General features: G+C 40.7%; 16 protein-coding genes, 4 tRNA genes, 1 rRNA gene and 1 pseudogene (1 of these 22 only partly in view). 4 read left to right on the top strand and 18 right to left on the bottom strand.

The window, feature by feature from the left end:
* Positions 1–120: 120 nt before the first annotated feature.
* Together NQ550_RS03700 and NQ550_RS03695 are read right to left on the bottom strand one after the other, a co-directional pair.
* Positions 121–309 (bottom strand): helix-turn-helix domain-containing protein, encoded by a 189-nt coding sequence (locus NQ550_RS03700; protein WP_025579110.1) that lies wholly within the window; start codon positions 307–309, stop codon positions 121–123.
* Entirely contained in the window at positions 306–752 is a 447-nt protein-coding gene (locus NQ550_RS03695) for a sigma-70 family RNA polymerase sigma factor (RefSeq protein ID WP_005342245.1), read from the bottom strand. Before NQ550_RS03695 ends, NQ550_RS03700 begins: the two co-directional genes overlap by 4 nt.
* A gap of 407 nt (positions 753–1,159) precedes the next feature.
* On the opposite strand from NQ550_RS03695, the gene NQ550_RS03690 reads away from it, so the two are divergent.
* On the top strand, positions 1,160–1,504 hold the full coding sequence (locus NQ550_RS03690; protein ID WP_005342243.1) for a helix-turn-helix domain-containing protein: 345 nt from the start codon (positions 1,160–1,162) through the stop codon (positions 1,502–1,504).
* Positions 1,505–1,641: 137 nt separating this feature from the next.
* Here the strand turns inward: NQ550_RS03690 and NQ550_RS03685 are convergent, their stop codons facing one another.
* The 5 genes from NQ550_RS03685 to NQ550_RS03665 all read right to left on the bottom strand — a co-directional run bounded on the left by NQ550_RS03685 (position 1,642) and on the right by NQ550_RS03665 (position 5,505).
* Complete coding sequence (locus NQ550_RS03685; RefSeq protein WP_005342240.1) at positions 1,642–2,016, bottom strand: hypothetical protein; 375 nt, start codon at positions 2,014–2,016, stop codon at positions 1,642–1,644.
* A 15-nt stretch (positions 2,017–2,031) separates the two neighbouring features.
* Complete coding sequence (locus NQ550_RS03680) at positions 2,032–2,952, bottom strand: ParM/StbA family protein (RefSeq protein WP_005342238.1); 921 nt, start codon at positions 2,950–2,952, stop codon at positions 2,032–2,034.
* Positions 2,953–3,143: 191 nt separating this feature from the next.
* On the bottom strand, positions 3,144–3,563 hold the full coding sequence (locus tag NQ550_RS03675) for a hypothetical protein (protein WP_025579114.1): 420 nt from the start codon (positions 3,561–3,563) through the stop codon (positions 3,144–3,146).
* A 3-nt stretch (positions 3,564–3,566) separates the two neighbouring features.
* Positions 3,567–4,355, bottom strand: a complete 789-nt coding sequence (gene srtB, locus NQ550_RS03670) for a class B sortase (RefSeq protein WP_025579116.1) — start codon at positions 4,353–4,355, stop codon at positions 3,567–3,569.
* Positions 4,356–4,401: 46 nt separating this feature from the next.
* A complete protein-coding gene (locus NQ550_RS03665) occupies positions 4,402–5,505 on the bottom strand; it encodes a DNA primase (RefSeq protein WP_025579117.1) in 1,104 nt (367 codons plus the stop codon).
* Positions 5,506–5,619: 114 nt separating this feature from the next.
* Here NQ550_RS03665 and NQ550_RS03660 point away from each other — a divergent pair.
* A pseudogene (locus tag NQ550_RS03660) lies at positions 5,620–6,383 on the top strand (IS5 family transposase).
* 156 nt (positions 6,384–6,539) lie between these two features.
* On the opposite strand, the gene NQ550_RS03655 reads toward NQ550_RS03660, so the two are convergent.
* The 6 genes from NQ550_RS03655 to NQ550_RS03630 form a co-directional block, all read right to left on the bottom strand.
* Positions 6,540–7,472, bottom strand: coding sequence for a hypothetical protein (locus NQ550_RS03655; protein ID WP_025581131.1), 933 nt, complete (start codon positions 7,470–7,472; stop codon positions 6,540–6,542).
* 89 nt (positions 7,473–7,561) lie between these two features.
* Complete coding sequence (gene recD2, locus NQ550_RS03650; RefSeq protein ID WP_025581132.1) at positions 7,562–9,805, bottom strand: SF1B family DNA helicase RecD2; 2,244 nt, start codon at positions 9,803–9,805, stop codon at positions 7,562–7,564.
* Complete coding sequence (locus tag NQ550_RS03645) at positions 9,783–10,184, bottom strand: DUF7768 domain-containing protein (protein WP_025581133.1); 402 nt, start codon at positions 10,182–10,184, stop codon at positions 9,783–9,785. The genes recD2 and NQ550_RS03645 overlap by 23 nt, the downstream gene beginning before the upstream one ends.
* Positions 10,184–11,221, bottom strand: coding sequence for a YqaJ viral recombinase family nuclease (locus tag NQ550_RS03640; RefSeq protein WP_025581134.1), 1,038 nt, complete (start codon positions 11,219–11,221; stop codon positions 10,184–10,186). Before NQ550_RS03640 ends, NQ550_RS03645 begins: the two co-directional genes overlap by 1 nt.
* A 12-nt stretch (positions 11,222–11,233) precedes the next feature.
* On the bottom strand, positions 11,234–12,376 hold the full coding sequence (locus tag NQ550_RS03635) for a hypothetical protein (protein WP_025581135.1): 1,143 nt from the start codon (positions 12,374–12,376) through the stop codon (positions 11,234–11,236).
* A 689-nt stretch (positions 12,377–13,065) separates the two neighbouring features.
* Positions 13,066–14,304 carry an IS110 family RNA-guided transposase gene (locus tag NQ550_RS03630; RefSeq protein ID WP_114091361.1) on the bottom strand — a complete coding sequence of 413 codons (1,239 nt, stop codon included), beginning with the start codon at positions 14,302–14,304 and terminating at the stop codon, positions 13,066–13,068.
* 445 nt (positions 14,305–14,749) lie between these two features.
* Between NQ550_RS03630 and NQ550_RS03625 the strand changes: the two genes are divergently transcribed.
* Together NQ550_RS03625 and NQ550_RS03620 are read left to right on the top strand one after the other, a co-directional pair.
* A complete protein-coding gene (locus NQ550_RS03625) occupies positions 14,750–14,950 on the top strand; it encodes a helix-turn-helix domain-containing protein (protein ID WP_243148421.1) in 201 nt (66 codons plus the stop codon).
* A 98-nt stretch (positions 14,951–15,048) separates the two neighbouring features.
* A complete protein-coding gene (locus tag NQ550_RS03620; protein WP_025581318.1) occupies positions 15,049–16,263 on the top strand; it encodes a site-specific integrase in 1,215 nt (404 codons plus the stop codon).
* 345 nt (positions 16,264–16,608) lie between these two features.
* Here the strand turns inward: NQ550_RS03620 and NQ550_RS03615 are convergent.
* The 5 genes from NQ550_RS03615 to NQ550_RS03595 all read right to left on the bottom strand — a co-directional run.
* Positions 16,609–16,680: transfer RNA gene (locus NQ550_RS03615), tRNA-Cys, on the bottom strand.
* Between the two features lie 36 nt (positions 16,681–16,716).
* Positions 16,717–16,789 (bottom strand) — tRNA-Asn (locus tag NQ550_RS03610).
* A 108-nt stretch (positions 16,790–16,897) separates the two neighbouring features.
* Positions 16,898–16,969 (bottom strand) — tRNA-Glu (locus NQ550_RS03605).
* A gap of 44 nt (positions 16,970–17,013) precedes the next feature.
* A tRNA-Asn gene (locus NQ550_RS03600) sits at positions 17,014–17,086 on the bottom strand.
* A 69-nt stretch (positions 17,087–17,155) separates the two neighbouring features.
* Positions 17,156–18,476, bottom strand: a 23S ribosomal RNA gene (locus NQ550_RS03595); it runs 1,563 nt beyond the window's last position.

Here is an 18,476-nt window from a genome sequence, read left to right as displayed (position 1 = left end):
TTTTTTGTCTCCTTTGCACTTTTTCTTGTATAGATGATCCTATAACTGTTATAATGCCTTTATCTATAAAGCCTTCTGTAATTGAAATGTATATGATAATCACAGAAGGCTTTGATTATGCTATTCTACATCTCTAAAATACCGTATGCACTTCAGCAATTCTGCTGTCAATTCCTGATACAGATCTTCATCAAAAATCCCTTCTACCAAAGCATTTTTAATTAAAAGTGGTCGGTACATTTCAAATATTTCCAGAATAGCATCTTCATCCCCTTGCCTTGCCCGGTATAACAATTCTTTAAAATTCATGATCTCTTTCCTCCCATTCTCTTGCGTATTTTCCGAATAGCCCAATAATATGCACCTTTACACCGTTCTTCCGGCATCTGATTCAAGATGCTCATTTCTTTAAATGTACGCTCCTCAAAGACATGCTGATAGATAAGCTTTCGTTCTTCCTCCTGCAAAGAAAACATGGCTTCCATAAGGTTTATGTCCGTCATCTCATTCCACTCTGGATAAATTCCCTTGGATTCATCCAGAAGTAACTGTTCCTTTTTCTCAAGTTCTAATCGTTCCTCCAAAGAAATGTCTATATCTGTGATTTCTTTATCCTCCAGATTCTCCTCCGCAAATAGTATTTTCTGCTGCTTTTCCAGATACCGGAGTCGTCTCCCCTGGATAGATGCCAACAAATATGCCGTAAAATAGTTTCTTGTTTTAGAACCACTGTATTTTTTCTCTTCTTTCATCCTTTACCTCCGAAATTTGAAAATGAATTAGTTTCCAAATTTCTAAAGGTGGCGATCTGCAGCCAGGATAAAAAAATAGTTTCCTTCCATGATAAAAGAAAAAGCCGAACCAGCATTCAGCTAATCCGACATTTCTTCTAAACCATGCAGGATACTGCACGGAACATCTAACACTTAACGCATATCCTGCATATAAATGACTCTCTTCGTTTCCCCATAATGGAAGAGTTTTTTTGATGAATCGCTACACGAATGCCTTTTCCTTGCTTGCAGCATGGGTGCTTTCCTCCTTTTACAGGTTCTAAAGCACCGCTTACTCACACTATATTGCGTTTTATCATGTACTATAATGCGTTTCTCTTACTATCAATCTACGTTAAAATAAAACAATAAGTGAGGTGATGCGGATGCGGATGGATACTGTCAAGAAAAAATTAGGCTACACGGTAAGAAGCGAAAGAGAACGGCTTGGCCTGTCACAGTCCAGTCTGGCAGAACGGGCAGGAGTTTCCACACGAACAATCTCTGATATTGAAACCTGCAATGGAAATCCAGAGCTTGCTACTTTGATTCCTCTTACCCAGTATTTGAGAATTTCTATTGATTCCGTTGTTCAGGAAGATGAAGCAGATACTACCACATATCAAATCATGAAAGAGCTGCAAACCTGTTCCGAAGATGATCGCCAGATTGCCCTTCGTACATTGCGTGAACTTCTTTCTGCATTAAAAGAAAAAGAGCATTCCGATTAACTTTTTCTAACAATATCTAACCTATGAGTATATGGATAGAATCTGTGAAAAACCTTTGTCCAATCTGTGCGTTTCCTGTGGACGATAAAAAATACACAAAAAAAGAAGCATCTCAAATCAGAGTGCTTCTTTTTTGTTTATGATCGATTACGGAATATGCTCATAGCATCTCTTACACTTTTTGCTACTTCCGGAGTAATGGTTTCAAGTGATTCCTGCTGCACAGCCATTACACTATTTGAATTATGATTCGGCTCCTCTGGCTTTATGGAATGCAGGTGCATTGCTTTTGCTACTTCTTGCTTTACCATCTCCTGCATTAGAACCTGAAGAGCTTCATTACTTAAAACAGCCCCTTCCTCTTGTCGGACATCATCTATGTAAGATACCAACGCTGAAGCGATTAAATCCGCCTTATCCTTTACAGAGTTTAGGATTTCTGTTGCCCTCACATGTGAAGGCTTTGTTTTATCAAATCCAAGTGTGAATTTATAGGGATTCTTTTTCTCCACATTTATCACACTCCTCTACATAATCTGAAACAGTCTGTCATATCCTTTGGCATTGGCAGAAATATCCTCAATAAAGGTATATTTCCCTAGACGGTCTGATTGTTCCAAGAAATGGCTCAATAGCTTTGCCCCGCCTCCAATAAATACCGTATATGCTGCTTTGGTATCTATGCCTCTTTCTCGAATACTGTTCAGCAGATCCTTTACAAAATCTTGCACCATACCTTCTGTCATACGGACTACAGCCTCTTCATAAAACTCTGTGTTTCCCTGAAGGATACTGTCAATATCACTTTCCTCTAACAAAATATCATATTCACTGTTAATCCCGGAAATAATCTTGTTATACATGGTAATCACACCTTTTTCCATGGAATCACAGGCTTCCATATCCGGATTACCTTTCCGCATCAGAAGATAGTCTGTAGTAAATCCTCCTATATCAATTCCTACTACTTTGGGAATCTGCTGCAGCTTTTCAATCATAGTCATCATAGCCGCATAGTCCTGTGGAAATGCCATTACCTCTCCAATAGTGATATGATATGTACTACCACAGTAATTGATATCATGGATTTTCCCTTGTCTTTTAAAATATGCTTCATACCGTTCACAAAGTTCTGCATAATGCTTGGGTGGCAGCCCAATCGGAAGATCCACCTGAATGACATCCTCTGGCTGAATTTGAGGGTTTTCCTCCAGCTCTTTTACGATTGCAAATAGAGTAAGGATAAAAAAACGATCATCCTGCGTTTTATCTCTTTGATAAGGAATCCTATTTTCACTCAGCACATAATACTTTCCCTCATAAAACAGGAACTTTTCCCCTCTGGCAGGCTTTTTGTCCTGAATGGTAAGCCCTGTCGTAAATACCTGGGAACAGGTTTTCATATTTCTATTGCCATGGTCTACCGCAATCCGAACTTTTTTTATCATAAAATCATCTCTCCTTTTTTTCTTTATACTTCTCTTGTACGCAGAGCTTCCGTACAAAGCAACTTTTTTTCAAAAAAATATCCTGTCTGTAGCATTTTGCTACAGACAGATGCTTTCTTCCTATATAATAATTTTTAACATTTATCTTTAAACCACCATATATTTCCAGTCCTCATTCGAATTATTTCTTTTTATAAAAAATTAATCTGTTCTGCCTTTTGAGGCAAAATCTTTTTAAACAGTTCCATATAGCGTTCGTATCCGGCTGAAATCACTGGACCACGAAGTGATGTTTCTGACCAAAGTAGCAGTTCTTCTTCCTCAGAATAATACGGAATATTACTAACTGTAAATTTCCCGCCAAAATAATGGGGTGTACTGACTTTCAAAAAATCCTGCATATCCTGCTTTGTCGATACCAGTGGCAAACCTTTCATTTTTCGCACAAAAAAAGCCTCTACCACATCGGGTAAGAAGCCTTTCTTTAAATAAGCATTTGCTCTGCCAAATATTTGGGTTAAACACTCCAGCCGTACTTCTCTTTCTTTTTCGCTGCAAGTTGTATCCAGCACAACCTCTGCCAATGCCTTTGCGTATTCAAAATCTAACATCTGTTATTCCTCCATCTTTATTTTCTGTTTCAGTTTTCCATGTACTAAATAGCGATAATCCTTTCGGGTATTTACACAAGTTGATAAGGTTACTACCTGATCCTCCTTGGTAACTGTCGTCCCTGTGTTATACTCAGCACTTCTTTGTAGTGTTTCCAGAAAAACTTCATAGTCCTCAGAAGTAGGAAAATCATAAGTATATGCTGGATAATCCGTTGGTGCTGCATAACAGGAAAAAATCTGATACTCATAAATATATCCTGGCACATACATATAAAAACAAGGATAGTTTCGATAAAGTGCCTGTGACTGATACTGATCCAGGGTTCCAAACATGCTCCCATCCTTCATATTATGCCCATAGATAATGGTATTTCTGTCTGATAAATCCTCCTGGTTGTGAAAGTCCATAAAAATACTGCCACTTTTATGATTTTCTCCCGTAATCAGGTGATGCAGATAATAGTCATTATCCCTCCCCTGGACTACCGGATAACTAATTTCCAAACCAGGAATCTCAATCCATGCAATGACATCTGGATTGATTTCTTCCAGCTTGTTAAAATCCACCTGTAGGACTCCCTGCTCTGCGACCTCCTCTGGTGTTTCCCCTGGAACCGCTTCTGGTGACAGGTCTTGATCCTCTATCTTTTGTGTAAACCCTTCCATCTGCTCATAGACTTTTTGACTTTCCTGATAATTCAAATAAATTTGCAGTATCCTTCCTCCTGCAAATAAAAAAACAGCAATGGCTACAAGCATAAATATACCGTAAATTTTCTTTCGTTTCATCGAATCCTCCTCTTCCATAAGACCGGACAACTTGCCCGGTCCATATTCACCCTGTATTTTTCAATACATAGTAATAATCATCAATTCCTTTGATCTGTCCATTCCACTCACCATAAGGATCCATGTCCCAAACCATACGGCTCATGGAAATAGACAATCCACTACAGATTTCATACACCTTTCTACAAGCGTTCTGTAGAATCTGCCGTTTCTGCATCTTATGCGGACAATAAAAAGTGGCTGATTTACGTTGACAGGCATCACATTTTTCGGAATCCCCGTCACAATATACCTTCATTTTTTTATCCATATCATACGCTTCATATAGGTGCTGCAGATGCCTGCTTTTCAACATTTCCAAAACTGGCTTTAAATTTCTGTATTGATTCACACCTGCAACACAAATGAACGTATCCCCTGATAAATAGTGAGCTATCGTGCCTTTTAATGCGCCTTCTGTTAAATAGATCTGTTCTGCGTCCAGGTTTCCTATGACATGTACCGGACTTCCTGATGATACTCCATTTTTAAATTTCACACTGGAAAGCCAGATATACTTCCGTCCCTCCATTACCTGATCCAACCGAATCTGAAATCCTTGTATTTTTCCTTCCATGGATCGAATCGGTATCAAAATCCCAGAATTTTTAGAAGTAAAATTAATTGTCCATTTCCCATCTTGATCTTCATAAAATCCCGGCACACCTTTTACCGTCTGTCCGGATTCCAACAGTTTTTGTACCATATTTTTAATTCCAAACAACGGTACACTACGATACCTCTGTATCTCGATCTGTTCTTTCGTCAACCCTCTTTTTTTAAGATCCTCCTGATGTTTATCATTTAAGGTCAATAACGACAACATTTCTTGATATGTTCGGTCAATGACATCTGCATCCGCTAACTCGGCATTGAAAATTTCTACAGGCTCTTCTTTATGAACCACCTGATAATCCGTTCGGTATTCCCCCTTTCCCAGAGCTTCCCGGATCTGTCGGTTTGCCTCTGCACTGGAAACACCATGCAGTCTTCTGTATAATTCCAGCATTCCGCCGGAAGCATCACACCGATTACACCGGAACACATTTTTCTGAAGATTAACATTCATTTTCCCTTTTGTTTCTCCACAAAATGGACAATTCACATCCATTGACGAAGAATTTTTATGCCGTACTCTAGAGCGTGTCTGAAAAATAAAAATTGCACAAAACGCATGTTTTATTTCCCTTTTTCATGATAAAATAAAGAAAAAGGGGTGTTCACTATGTTGAGACGATATGAGTTGACTGATGAAGAATGGCTTCGCATTGAACCTTTATTACCTCCTGAAAATACTGGAAAACAAGGACGTCCAAGGAAAGACAATCGTATCATTATGAATGGAATTGTATGGCTTGCACGTAGTGGGGCACCTTGGCGCGATCTTCCTGAACGTTATGGTTCATGGAAAACTGTCTATAGCCGATTCCGAAAATGGATCGATGATGGTATCCTTGATAATATTTTCCGTATTTTAAGTCTTGAAGCAGAATTGGAAGAATTATCCATTGATGCTTCTATTATCCAGGCGCACCAGCATAGTGCCGGTGCAAAAAAAGGGGGCCTTCAAATGAAATCGGGCATAGTCGTGGAGGAGCCAGCACCAAAATCCATGCGGTAGTAGATGCCTATGGATATCCAGTTTATTTAATGATCAGTGAGGGACAGCGTAATGATATCAATTATGCAATCCCTTTGCTCGATCAAATTGAAATAAACGGAAGCAATGTGTTAGCTGACCGAGGATATGACAGTAATAAATTGCTTGATTATGTGTACGCACGCGGTGGAGAGCCAACCATTCCATCCCGAAAGGGAGCTAAATTTGAACGTCATTGTGATTGGTGGTTATACAAAGAACGCCATTTAGTAGAAAAGTATTTTCTGAAATTAAAAGCATTCCGACGAATCGCTACACGTTATGACAAATTAGCTGCAACCTACTTGGGATTTATTTGTATCGCCTCAATATTAATTTGGTTAAAATAAACAATTTAAAATGTTTTTCAGACACGCTCTAAGCTGCAGTAAATGCACGACATCTGTGATATCGTAGCTAAAGCCTGACATATCATACACTCTATGGTTCCTCCTTTCTTCCACAGCCTTTATTGGCTGTGGAAAGAATGTTAAGCCGGCTATTTGCTATGCCTTTGCAAGAATTACTTTGGCTGCCGCCGGTATGAAATGGTTCTGTCCATGATACTGTTCTGCGAACCATTGCAAGCTGGAAGGACTTTCTATTGCAACCTGTCCCATGGTTTTTCCACTAAATTTTCCCTGTCCTGTTACGGCTACTTGTATTGCCTGCTCATAACTCATCCTTTTCACCAGTTCTTCCACTGGCATATTGGGATCCAGAAATTGCGGCTTAGAAGGCATCTGCTGCATAACTGGTACAGATCCAGTTGCCGGAATCATTACCGGATTTGTCATCTGTCCTGTACCCGTTCCCCCGCCAATCGTATTTCCATTGGCTTGTGCTTCTTGATAAAACTGTTCCATCATCTGCTGCCCCGGAGTTGCTTGAGGCGGAAATGATGGCATGGTTCCTGCTGACTGATTGGGAGTCTGCTGCATTCCTGATGCAGGGGTTTGTGCTGGCATCGCAGTCTGCATCTGTGTTCCCTGATTTACAGGAATTCCTGCATCTACCTGCATTGGATCATTTCCTTCCCCTACATCAGCAAATTGCAGACCATATCCCGCATCTGCCAAAGCTCGCCCAATCGCTGCGGTTTCTGCCATTTCAAGAAATTTATCTCCAAACTGTGTATCTGTTGTACGAAATTTCTGCGAAAAGGAATTGGCAATATAATTATTCTCCTGATCACACTTATCCAGATAAATCCTGGCTTCTACAACTGCCATATTTTCTGTAAAATGAACAATCCGGCTGATAATCTTGCCTGTAGGATTTACCAGACGGAACCACAGCTTCCGATATTTCACATCCAGATACCGTTGTTCCTCCTGCCCTTCATTAGAAATAACTCTGGCAAGTTCCAGAGGATAAAATCCTTCCACTTTATTCAGTTCTTCTACTGCTTTTGACTTGTTATATAATAATTCGCTCATTGCCTGCTCCTTTCTTTGGAACCGGCAGGACATCCCTTTATAAAGTAATAACCTGCCAATTCTCAACATTGAACTATTTTGCTATTTTTTTACACAGCCCGGTTGCAAATTGTTGTCGGGATCTGTCTATTACTCTGTGGCTGATACCGTTCACAATACTGTTGTATTTTTGCCGCCAGCATCGTCTTTCTGGTACCTGTATCATCTGTATGAATTGCCTGACAAACAGCTTTCCATTCCCCAACAATATAAACGCGCAGCTTCGCCCTGGTAATCCCTGTATAAAAAATATTCCGCTTCAGCATGGGATAAAAAGCTTTTAGCCACGGAATGATAACCACGTGGCACTCACTTCCCTGGCTTTTGTGTATGGTTATGGCATTTGCATGTTCCATCATCTCCACCTGCTCTGCCTCATACTTCACCCTGCGTCCGTCTGTAAATACGATTTGAACTATTGGGTTGTTATCCTCATCCTCAGAAATCTGTACCAAAGTACCTAAATCTCCATTACTGGCAACTTCTGTATTTTTGTTTTGAAGGATTCGGTCACCTTCTCGGAATATCTCACCGCCAAGATGAAGCTCTTGTTTCCCGGATACAGGAGGATTTACATCATCCTGCAGACTGCGGTTCAGTTCCAAGACACCGGCTGCACTTCGCACTTTGTATGGAGAAAGTATCTGTACCTGCTCCATACCATACACCTGAATTTCCTTGAGATAAATATTCTTAACAATTTGTGCTGCTGCATCTGCTCCTGAACATTCAATCATCTGGAAATCATCTCCCCATTGCAGATTTGTTTTTCCTTCGTTGATAAGCTGGGCATTTATGGGGATATTGCTGTCCTTCCCCTGACGATAGACCAGATTTAAAACAGTAACCGGTATTTTCCCACACAAAATAAGCTGACGGAACACATCTCCTGCTCCTACAGAAGGAAGCTGGTGGACATCTCCGACCAAAAGCACTCTGGCTCCTGCTTTTACCTTGTAAAAAAATTCATAGGCAAGGTGCATATCTACCATAGATACCTCATCCACATTAATAAAATCTGCGGACAATTCATCTATAAGTGCTTCATAATCTCCGTCACCAAAAAGCCCCAGTGCCATGTGCATCGTAGTTGCATCCCCACTTCCGGTACTCTCTGCCATTCGCCTTGCGGCACGACCAGTTGGTGCCATCAGTTGGACTTTATTCCCGCATTTTTTCTGATAGATATACAAAATGACCTTTAAAACCGTTGTTTTACCGGTTCCAGGTCCTCCAGTAATAATGCTGATCGGGTTTGCAAAAACCATACGTACTGCTTCTTTCTGCTGTTCGGATAATGTTATGTTTAAATCTTTCTGTGCTTCCTCCAGTTCCTTTTCAATCGTAAGAACTGGAATTCGCTCATACAATTTTCTTGCAATCATAGAAGCAGTGTCATCTTCTTCCTGATACTGTTTGGTAATGTAAATCCTATTTTCTTCTACCACGATACTGTCTTGCATAACCAGACGATAGATCACTTTTAAAATTTCTGTTTCTGTCACCGGCTGAAGATCCGGTTCTTTATTTAGAACTTTCAAGGCATCTTTTACCAGAATTTCCTGCTCCAGATACAAATGTCCGTTTTGCTTCATGGCTTCCCGCAACACATAACTGACACAGCCGGAAATGCGCATAGGATCATTCGTTGCAGCACAACACTGCCTTGCAATGGCATCCACAGTGAGAAAACCAAACCCCTTAACAGCACAAAGGATATAAGGCTGCTTCCGAATGATTTCTACGGATTGATCCCGAAACTTCTGAAGAATCATATTTGCTTTTTTAGGAGTAACATGAAATGGTGATAAAAAGGTCATCAATTCCCGGAATACTTTATTTTTTCCAAAGGAATCCACAATACGGTCCAGTTTTTGCTGAGATATCCCCTGAATTTTTAATAATTCCTGTGGATATTTTTCCATCACCTCTAAGGTATCCAGACCAAAACGATTGACAATCCTTTCTGCCGTTTTGGGACCAATTCCTTTTAAAGAACCACAAGAAAGGTATCCTAAGATACCTTCCCTTGTTCTAGGTACAACCTCTAAAAAAGTTTCCACCTTGTATTGTGTCCCATAGGAACTTGTTTCCCACTCGCCTTCCATCTCAATTTCGATCTCATCCGTAAGCGGAAGGTCATATCCTTTGGCAGTAAACGCAATGATTTTTTTCTCTGCCCAAAACTTATCCCTGGCAGAAAGAGGAACTTCCTGATTCAGTGTGGAAAATAATGCAACCGTATATCCGTTTTCCTCATTTTGAAAAATCTTACGTATATATTTGCACCTCATCGTCTATGTCCCTCCAGTTCTCTACTTTCATCAATTCCCCTGGTTTCATCTTGGAGTCATACCAATAAATATCCTTTCCTTTTACAAATGCTGTCTGAATCTCGCTTCTCATTCCCTCGCTGATATGTGAACCACAAATGATCAATACTTCACATAAATCCAACATCAAAACTGCAATCTGCATTGCAGTTTCCCGTTCTTCCGGGATACGGTCATCTAACATTAATGGAAGATGAGCATGTGAAGCAAAAGTACGGCAATGATACAGCCTTTTCATCTGCATGAGATAGTATTTTGCCAGTTCCATATTATGCTGCATTCCCTCTGGATTCGGGGCAGACAGCGGAGAACAAATATATGCCTTTTTTCCTTGTAACATTATGCAACCTCCTTTTTAATCCGGAAAATCCTGCTTTCTGTAGTGCTTGTGTATTCTTCGTAGATATCCGGATGCTGATTTTTCAGTTTCTCCATATTTTCTTTTCCAATCTGGGTGCGTATCGTAGGATTATAAGTAATCCGGTAACGGAAACTCCCATCCTCGATCACTGCCTTACACCCTTGTCCAAGAAGCTCGACAAACGGTACGCTCAATGCACGTTGTTCCGCTTCAATCTTCTTTTTTCTCTTTTCCAATTGGGATTTTTCTTCAGATAATTTGAGATATTTTTCAAGACTGCGTGATTCCAAGCTAGATATGCTGATTTCAGGAATTGATTTGTCTGCGTAACCATTATATTTCCGGATACTAGCCAAAATGAGATCTGGCTTTCCGGAATACGGTGGTTCTATTTTCTTCTCCACATATTCCTCCCAGAAGTATTTCTCCTGGTCAATGAGTTCTTCTTCCTCCATTCTATCTCGTTCCAGACACCGGTAAACAAATTCATTTTCATTGTTTCCATAAAGGCAAGCAATATATGCCTTATTCATATTCATGACTGCAAGATAATGACGAACCTGCAAAACATAGTTTTCAGGAATCCCATCATCTGCCCATTTGTCTTTTGCATTGTAATTACAGGTTTTACATTCCAAAATCCCAATGCTGCCATCTGGAAAACGGATAAAGTAATCCACATCCGCTAACATAAACGGATATAGCGGATGCCGGAACATTTTTCGTACAGGGAAAACTTCAAGTCCAGTCTTCTTGGCAAAAATCATGGCAACCAAATCTTCCAGGCGGTGTCCCACTTCTTTCGCTACCCAGTTTTCTTCCTCTTCTTCGATTACTGGCGTAACACCAATTTTATCGAAATACAAATCCCTGATTGTCGAAAATGGGGATAAGCCCATGATTGCCGCTGCATCGCTTCCACCAATACCAAGACGCCGATAATCCAACCAATCTTCTCGGCTCAAATCTGCTGTATCAACAAGAACTTCCGGCTGATAATTTAATGCTGTATTCATCTCATTTCCTCCTTATAATTTAATCGTTCCATATACATCAAACCCTTTCCAGTCAAAGACCAGTGTTTTTGCAATATCTTCTTCCAATTTTAAAATCCGTGGTGCAGAAAATCCTTCACAAGCAGCAAAGAAAGCAGCTTCGTGCATGGCAAAATAAAGATCATGAGCTGTGCATGGTTCTTCCCCATATTGTCCCACAAAAAGCTCTACTACTTCGTTTCGGATTTTCTGATTGATTTTGAGTTCCTTCATAATCAGATGCAGACAGTTTACAGGGTTTTGGATATCTATATCCATCAAACCAACAATTCCTTTAACCGCTTCCTGATAACGGGAAAAAATTTTGTCCAGATTATTCCGGAAATCCTGTAAGGTTGCCCCTCTATCATGTGACAGTTTGATAGGACTACCCAGGTTAATGACACGATTACTGGTTTGTGAGAGCATCATGGGATACAGATTCACACCACTTACTGCTACATCAGAAGTAGTCAGGCGCAGTGCAGGAGCAAGGCTCTTATCCTCAATTCCATGATCCTCCAAAGCCTGGTGATAAGTATCCAAAAGTTCCTGATTTCCTCCTAAAGTCCACATAGCAGACACAATGGAATGGTCAAAACTTCCAGATCCCTCCAGATACGTACTTCCCTTAAAATGTGCTTTCAGATAATCACTTGTCATATTGAAGATTGTCTGCATATCCAGTACACAGTAATCATGATCATCACCGCCATGTACTGCAGATACTTTTCCATCTGCCACCTTGATTAAGGCATCTCCTTTCGCTACCTGAAGACAGTAGTTTACTACCTTTGCATAAGTAGCTTTCTCCAGTTTCTTTAATCCTGTTCCATTAATGCCGGCTCTTTTCAGAATTGTATGGATAGCACAGTCACGAACCGGATAAAAATCCTTGTTCACTTTTAATACCAACTGGGTATTCTTTTCTGTATCCTCTACTATTCCTTCCAGTTCTTTTTCACAGGCTTCTTCAATGGTTTCTGCCTCCTTTTCCAATGGAACCAGTTTTAGCATCCTGGTAGGCTTACGAATCCACTTGGACTGCTTTGCCCTCTCAGCCAGAAATTCCAGCATCTCCGTTGTACTTGCAAATGTAGTGCAAAACTCATCTGCATAAATCTTTGTTTCTTTCATGTGTGTACCACCTTTCTTAAATTTATTTATCCATAAACAGCCAAAGCTGATTGTGGCAATCCTGCCTTTCATTAGGACATAAAAAAAGAATGAAAAGTGAAGTATTCCTTCGCTATCCATTCTCATATCCCTGATAATATTACCGAAAAAACAAAAGTGCCGCTATTGCCCCATAAGGACAGATAGTGACACTTTATACAATCATAAACAACTTATGCGGAATAAGCAGCCTTACTGCTCTCCTTGAGTCTTCGGATTTATACAAATCCAAAACTCCCCCTATGGGTGCGCATAAAATTAACTATAGCAATATAGTAGCACATGATATAGTATATGTCAATCTTCATGCACAATATATTGTATGTTCTTAAATACTCTGCTTTACATATATGACTTCAATTAAAATATTGAAATATCACGTATCCCACCTCTCTTTTTTCAAGTTTATAGAAAAATTTTTTATAAAAAGTACATAATCTGTTCAATCTGAAAAAATCTCAGTTAATTACTTAATGAAATTGTTAAGACAAAACCAAGTCTTACGCTATTGTACCTTGCTACGAAAATAAAACTCGTAGCCAAAAACTGAACCTTGACAACAAATGTTTTCAACAATTATGAAAGCATCACTATAAAGCAGTCACAGTATTGGCTGCCTGTAGTGAGAGATTGATCGTATTTAAGAAAGGCTAGCTTTGAGCTTCCACATGATAACCATGTTTTTCCAATTCCCGTATATAACGAGAAAGCTGTTTTTGTTCACAGTGCTTACGTCTTGTTTCAAAACAGGATTCGTCAAATAGAGTTCCTTGTTTTAACATTGTGTAGATGATGACAAGAAGTTTTCGGGCAAGTGCGACAATCGCTTTTTTGGCTCCTTTTTTCTGTTTGATTCTCCAGTACCATGCCGAAAGATAAGTGTTGCGTTTCCCTGCAATCACCCAGGCAATTTCGCAGAGCATACTTTTTATGTAAGGATTGCCTTTTGTGACAGAGGTGCTTTTTCGTTTTCCAGCACTTTCGTTATTACCTGGGCACAAACCGGCCCATGAGCAGATGTGTTCCGCAGTTTTAAACGGCTTCATATCAATACCGATTTCAGCAATAATTGCACAGGAAGCAGTTGTGCTTATTCCATAGATGCTATTCAACTGCTCAACCTGCAGGGCAAATGGAGCCATATCTTCCTCGAGACTCGTTTCAATTTCAGCAAGATGTTTCTTTAAAGAATCATAATGAGTCATGAGAATCCTTAAAAATGCCTTTTGGTGTTCTGACAGTGTTCCGTTCACGGACATGAGAATTTCATCAATACGGTTTCTGGTCTTGGTTTTGAGACAAGAATCTAAAGCAGTTTTATCAATCTGCCCATGTTCAACTAAATGCAGAATGATGTTTCTACCCGAAGCGCCAAAAATATCAGAAATAAAGGATGATAGACGGAAGCCGGAACTTTGTAAAAATTTCTCAATCCTGTTCTTCTGTGACGTAATATCGCGGATGACACTCTTACGGTAACGATTTAGATCGCGGAATTCCCGAATCCTTTTTTCGGGAATAAAACTTCCGTTCAAAAGTCCGGCGCGAAGCAAGGTGGAAATCCATTCGGAATCCCGCATATCGGTCTTTTTGCCAGGAACATTTTTCATATGGCGTGCATTTACAACAAGCAGGGTAATGTCACCAGAGAAAGCATCCTCCAGTATTTCATAAATCGGCATCCAATAGATACCGGTGCTTTCCATAGCTACATGATGGCAGTTTTTAGAAACGATCCAATTCCGTAATGCTATCATATCCGGAATCAATGTAGAAAACTCACGGATTTCAGAACGGGTTGGCTTGCCCAGAGGACCAGTCAGGATACATGCAACAATTTTTTCTTTGTGGACATCCAGTCCACAGGAAATTTCCAGAAGGTCTTTCATACAGAACAACTCCTTTACTATAGAATTGGCAGGAGATTTGCCCGAGATAATACGGACTTTGCTACTCGTGCTATTCATAAAAGGTGCGACAATATGCTGTGCTCAAGGGCAAATCATTTACGTTGACAAACGGGGTGCAAATCCTCCAAGGTGCAATCAAACTTAATCCTGCCTAAGACTATTGTAAGGCAAAAAGAGAAGTGAAAAAAGTAGTGGAGTCAGTATCCTATTTTCATTATAGGCTGAGATAAGCTTTCATGATTCGTTGATAATTTTATACCTTATCAGGAAATGTATATAGGTGCTGCAGATAGTGTCGCATAAATGCACGCCTGCAGCTTGATGATTACATAGTAACACCTCATACGTGCATGAAACATGGCATAGGAAACGGTTTCCTGATATGTCTACTCTTTCATTAATCTAATTTATAGAGGTGATTATATTGAGTGAAACAGACAATCTCTTTAAAGCATACTCCGTTCAGGAGATAGCATCCATGCTCGGCATTGGAAAAACAAAAACCAGGGAACTTCTTGACAGTGGAATTCTTCCAGTTACAAAAGTTGGGCGGCAATATTTTACTTCACCAGCTTCTATTCAGGAGTTTCTCAAGAAAAACATAGGAAAGCAAATATTCTTTTAGGCCCTTTAGAAAGTTATTGTCAATCAGGCTTGGCTATATTAAAATAGACCTTATACCTGATTTGGCATGAATATCTCATTAAAGAAAGGGAACTATTCATGGCGAGAACAACGAAAGGTACACAACAAAAAAGAAGATCCAAAGGGGATGGATCACTATTTCCAAATAAGAGAAGAGGTTGGACTGCCCGATATAGAAAAAAAGGGCTACCGGACAAGGAGTTTAATGCTCCTACCAAAGGAGAAGCGAAAGCATTATTAGATGACTGGAAGATAAAAGTCGCAATACAAGACGCAATTACTTCAAACATCAAAGTACAGGACTATGCGAACAAATACTTATTCCGCAAAAGTCTCATGGTTGAAGCTGGCAAATTCAAACAAACCAGCCTGGATCGATTAGAAAAAACATACGAAAATCATTTAAAAGATACGGATGCTTTTAGCAAAACATTTTCTAATCTGACTGCTGATGATATTACAGCAACGATTAATGCTAAAAAGGAAATCCTGAGTTATTCATCATTAAAGAAAATTTACTTATTTTGGTCTGCAATGATTAAAACAGCAATTTCTCTCGGCGAACTGCCAAAAAACTTTTCTGATATTTTAAATCGGGTGATAATGCCGGAAGAATCCGTTCTTCCTGTAGAAACAAAGGAAATCTCAATCATCCCACCAGAACATGAGCAGATCATAAAAGAAATTGCAATGGAACCCAGTCCAAATAAAAATGAACGCTATTTGTATAGATATGGTCCTGCCATTGTATTCCTTTTAAACACAGGTTTACGTGGTGGTGAATTGCTTGCATTAGGTCAATCTTCTATCGTGCCCTTTTTAGGACGGCGTGGCATTAAAATCACACATACGCTTAGCAGGGTTAAAAACAGAGAGGCCGGTTCCAAAAAAAAGACTAAAATGATTTTGACTCCTCCAAAATACCCAAATAGTTTACGGACTATTCCATTAAACAAGGAAGCTGAATTTTCACTATCATGTATGATGGAGCTATACGATAAAAATCGGGTTTTTCCAGATTTGATATTATCTACGCAAAATGGTGTCAGCCCTACAATCCAAAATTTAGCCAATACGCTAAAGAAAATTTGTAAGCGTGCTGAGATTCCAGAATATAATCTTCATGCACTACGGCACACTTTTGCAACAAATCTGATCCGGCAGACTCACAATATGGGAGAAATAAAGGAAGCTGCTGAAATCATTGGCGATAACTATGAGGTCATCATGCGTACTTATGTTCATACAGACAGTGAACGTAAGGTAAGTTTAATTGATGCTATGATTGCATAAATCTTCCGCTTAACAGAGGAAATAGTTGTCTACAGTATGATGGCACAGGCTGTAACAACCAAAATTCTGCCACCTTATCGTCCACCTTACGAAACGATTTTACTTGATTTTATAAGGTTTTTAACGGTTTTTGGCGGACATATCTATAAATATTAAAGCATGAAAATTTGTATTTTAGAATTAATTTTTTAAAAAAGGGAATTGGATTATGGAAAAATGGACTTGTAGAAAAAATTGTGAACTTTTTCTTTCCTATAATTTTGCCACCTTATTTTTTTAGACAGAATTATAGGATTTTGAAAAAAGAAAAAGCCTCGAAAACCTTGATTTTCTGGGCTTTTTAAGAGGCGCAGACCGGATTTGAACCGGTGAATACTGGTGTTGCAGACCATTGCCTTACCACTTGGCTACTGCGCCGTATTTAGTTATTTTGCACAATTATTGGGTTTGTAGCTCCCCCTGTTGGACTCGAACCAACGACACTGCGGTTAACAGCCGCATGCTCTACCGACTGAGCTAAGGAGGAATATTTATCTTATTCGGCTCCCTAGTGTGTGGTGTTGCAGACCTTTGCCTTACCACTTGGCTATGGCACCATATTCACTTTTTATTATATGTAAGAAATCTTACATAATGACTCCAAGGGGATTTGAACCCCTGTTACCGCCGTGAAAGGGCGGTGTCTTAACCGCTTGACCATGGAGCCTGGTAGAAAATTGAATTTGATATCGGACTTCATGTTTCCGAAAACTCCCCCTGTTGGACTCGAACCAACGACACTGCGGTTAACAGCCGCATGCTCTACCGACTGAGCTAAGGAGGAATAAAGGTTTGCACCTTCAAAACTACATACATGTTGACATTTCCTTGAGATTCATTCTTCCTGCGATTCTTGGTCAAGCCCTCACCCGATTAGTAACAGTCAGCTCCATGTGTTGCCACACTTCCACCTCTGCCCTATCTACCTCGTCGTCTTCAAGGGGGTTTACTTCTTTCGAATGGGATATCTCATCTTAAGGGGGGCTTCACGCTTAGATGCCTTCAGCGTTTATCCCTTCCGGGCTTGGCTACTCGGCCGTAGACTTGGCAGTCTAACCGATGCACCAGCGGCCCGTCCATCCCGGTCCTCTCGTACTAAGGACAGCTCCTCTCAGATATCCTACGCCCACGCCGGATAGGGACCGAACTGTCTCACGACGTTCTGAACCCAGCTCGCGTACCGCTTTAATGGGCGAACAGCCCAACCCTTGGGACCTACTACAGCCCCAGGATGCGATGAGCCGACATCGAGGTGCCAAACCACTCCGTCGATGTGAACTCTTGGGAGTGATAAGCCTGTTATCCCCAGGGTAGCTTTTATCCGTTGAGCGATGGCATTCCCACTTAATACCACCGGATCACTAAGCCCTACTTTCGTACCTGCTCCACCCGTCGGTGTCGCAGTCAAGCTCCCTTCTGCCTTTGCACTCTTCGAATGGTTTCCGTCCATTCTGAGGGAACCTTTGGGCGCCTCCGATACCCTTTCGGAGGCGACCGCCCCAGTCAAACTCCCCGTCTGGCATTGTCCCACCGCCGGGTCACGGCGGCTGGTTAGAAACCCAATACTGCAAGGGTGGTATCCCAACAGCGGCTCCATGGCAACTGGCGTTACCATCTCCTAGCCTCCCACCTATCCTGTACATGCAATACCGAGTCCCAGTACCAGACTGGAGTAAAGCTCCATGGGGTCTTTCCGTCCTGGCGCAGGTAACCAGCATCTTCACTGGTACTTCAATTTCACCGGATGCATTGTCGAGACAGCGCTCAAATCATTACGCCTTTCGTGCGGGTCGGAACTTACCCGACAAGGAATTTCGCTACCTTAGGACCGTTATAGTTACGGCCGCCGTTTACTGGGGCTTAAATTCAAAGCTTCGCTTGCGCTAACCTCTCCTCTTAACCTTCCAGCACCGGGCAGGCGTCAGCCCATATACCTCACCTTTCGGTTTCGCATAGACCTGTGTTTTTGCTAAACAGTTGCTTGAGCCTATTCTCTGCGGCCTGGTTTCCCAGGCACCCCTTATCCCTAAGTTACGGGGCCATTTTGCCGAGTTCCTTGACAATGCTTCTTCCGCCGGCCTTAGGATTCTCTCCTCATCCACCTGTGTCGGTTTACGGTACGGGTACGGTATAAACGATAGCGGCTTTTCTTGACGCATGGCTCACGGACTTCG

Source organism: Blautia wexlerae DSM 19850, from assembly GCF_025148125.1.
GTDB classification, from domain to species: domain Bacteria; phylum Bacillota; class Clostridia; order Lachnospirales; family Lachnospiraceae; genus Blautia_A; species Blautia_A wexlerae.
The sequence above is the reverse complement of the archived record's forward strand: the minus strand, read 5'-3'. Positions and strand labels throughout refer to the sequence as shown.

What these genes read in the sequence shown, in the direction of transcription:
- NQ550_RS03700 (WP_025579110.1), bottom strand. Translation starts at nt 309, where the DNA reads ATGAATTTTAAAGAATTGTTATACCGGGCAAGGCAAGGGGATGAAGAT.
- NQ550_RS03695 (WP_005342245.1), bottom strand. Translation starts at nt 752, where the DNA reads ATGAAAGAAGAGAAAAAATACAGTGGTTCTAAAACAAGAAACTATTTT.
- NQ550_RS03690 (WP_005342243.1), top strand. Translation starts at nt 1,160, where the DNA reads ATGCGGATGGATACTGTCAAGAAAAAATTAGGCTACACGGTAAGAAGC.
- NQ550_RS03680 (WP_005342238.1), bottom strand. Translation starts at nt 2,952, where the DNA reads ATGATAAAAAAAGTTCGGATTGCGGTAGACCATGGCAATAGAAATATG.
- NQ550_RS03675 (WP_025579114.1), bottom strand. Translation starts at nt 3,563, where the DNA reads ATGTTAGATTTTGAATACGCAAAGGCATTGGCAGAGGTTGTGCTGGAT.
- srtB (WP_025579116.1), bottom strand. Translation starts at nt 4,355, where the DNA reads ATGAAACGAAAGAAAATTTACGGTATATTTATGCTTGTAGCCATTGCT.
- NQ550_RS03665 (WP_025579117.1), bottom strand. Translation starts at nt 5,505, where the DNA reads ATGGATGTGAATTGTCCATTTTGTGGAGAAACAAAAGGGAAAATGAAT.
- NQ550_RS03655 (WP_025581131.1), bottom strand. Translation starts at nt 7,472, where the DNA reads ATGAGCGAATTATTATATAACAAGTCAAAAGCAGTAGAAGAACTGAAT.
- recD2 (WP_025581132.1), bottom strand. Translation starts at nt 9,805, where the DNA reads ATGAGGTGCAAATATATACGTAAGATTTTTCAAAATGAGGAAAACGGA.
- NQ550_RS03645 (WP_025581133.1), bottom strand. Translation starts at nt 10,184, where the DNA reads ATGTTACAAGGAAAAAAGGCATATATTTGTTCTCCGCTGTCTGCCCCG.
- NQ550_RS03640 (WP_025581134.1), bottom strand. Translation starts at nt 11,221, where the DNA reads ATGAATACAGCATTAAATTATCAGCCGGAAGTTCTTGTTGATACAGCA.
- NQ550_RS03635 (WP_025581135.1), bottom strand. Translation starts at nt 12,376, where the DNA reads ATGAAAGAAACAAAGATTTATGCAGATGAGTTTTGCACTACATTTGCA.
- NQ550_RS03630 (WP_114091361.1), bottom strand. Translation starts at nt 14,304, where the DNA reads ATGAAAGACCTTCTGGAAATTTCCTGTGGACTGGATGTCCACAAAGAA.
- NQ550_RS03620 (WP_025581318.1), top strand. Translation starts at nt 15,049, where the DNA reads ATGGCGAGAACAACGAAAGGTACACAACAAAAAAGAAGATCCAAAGGG.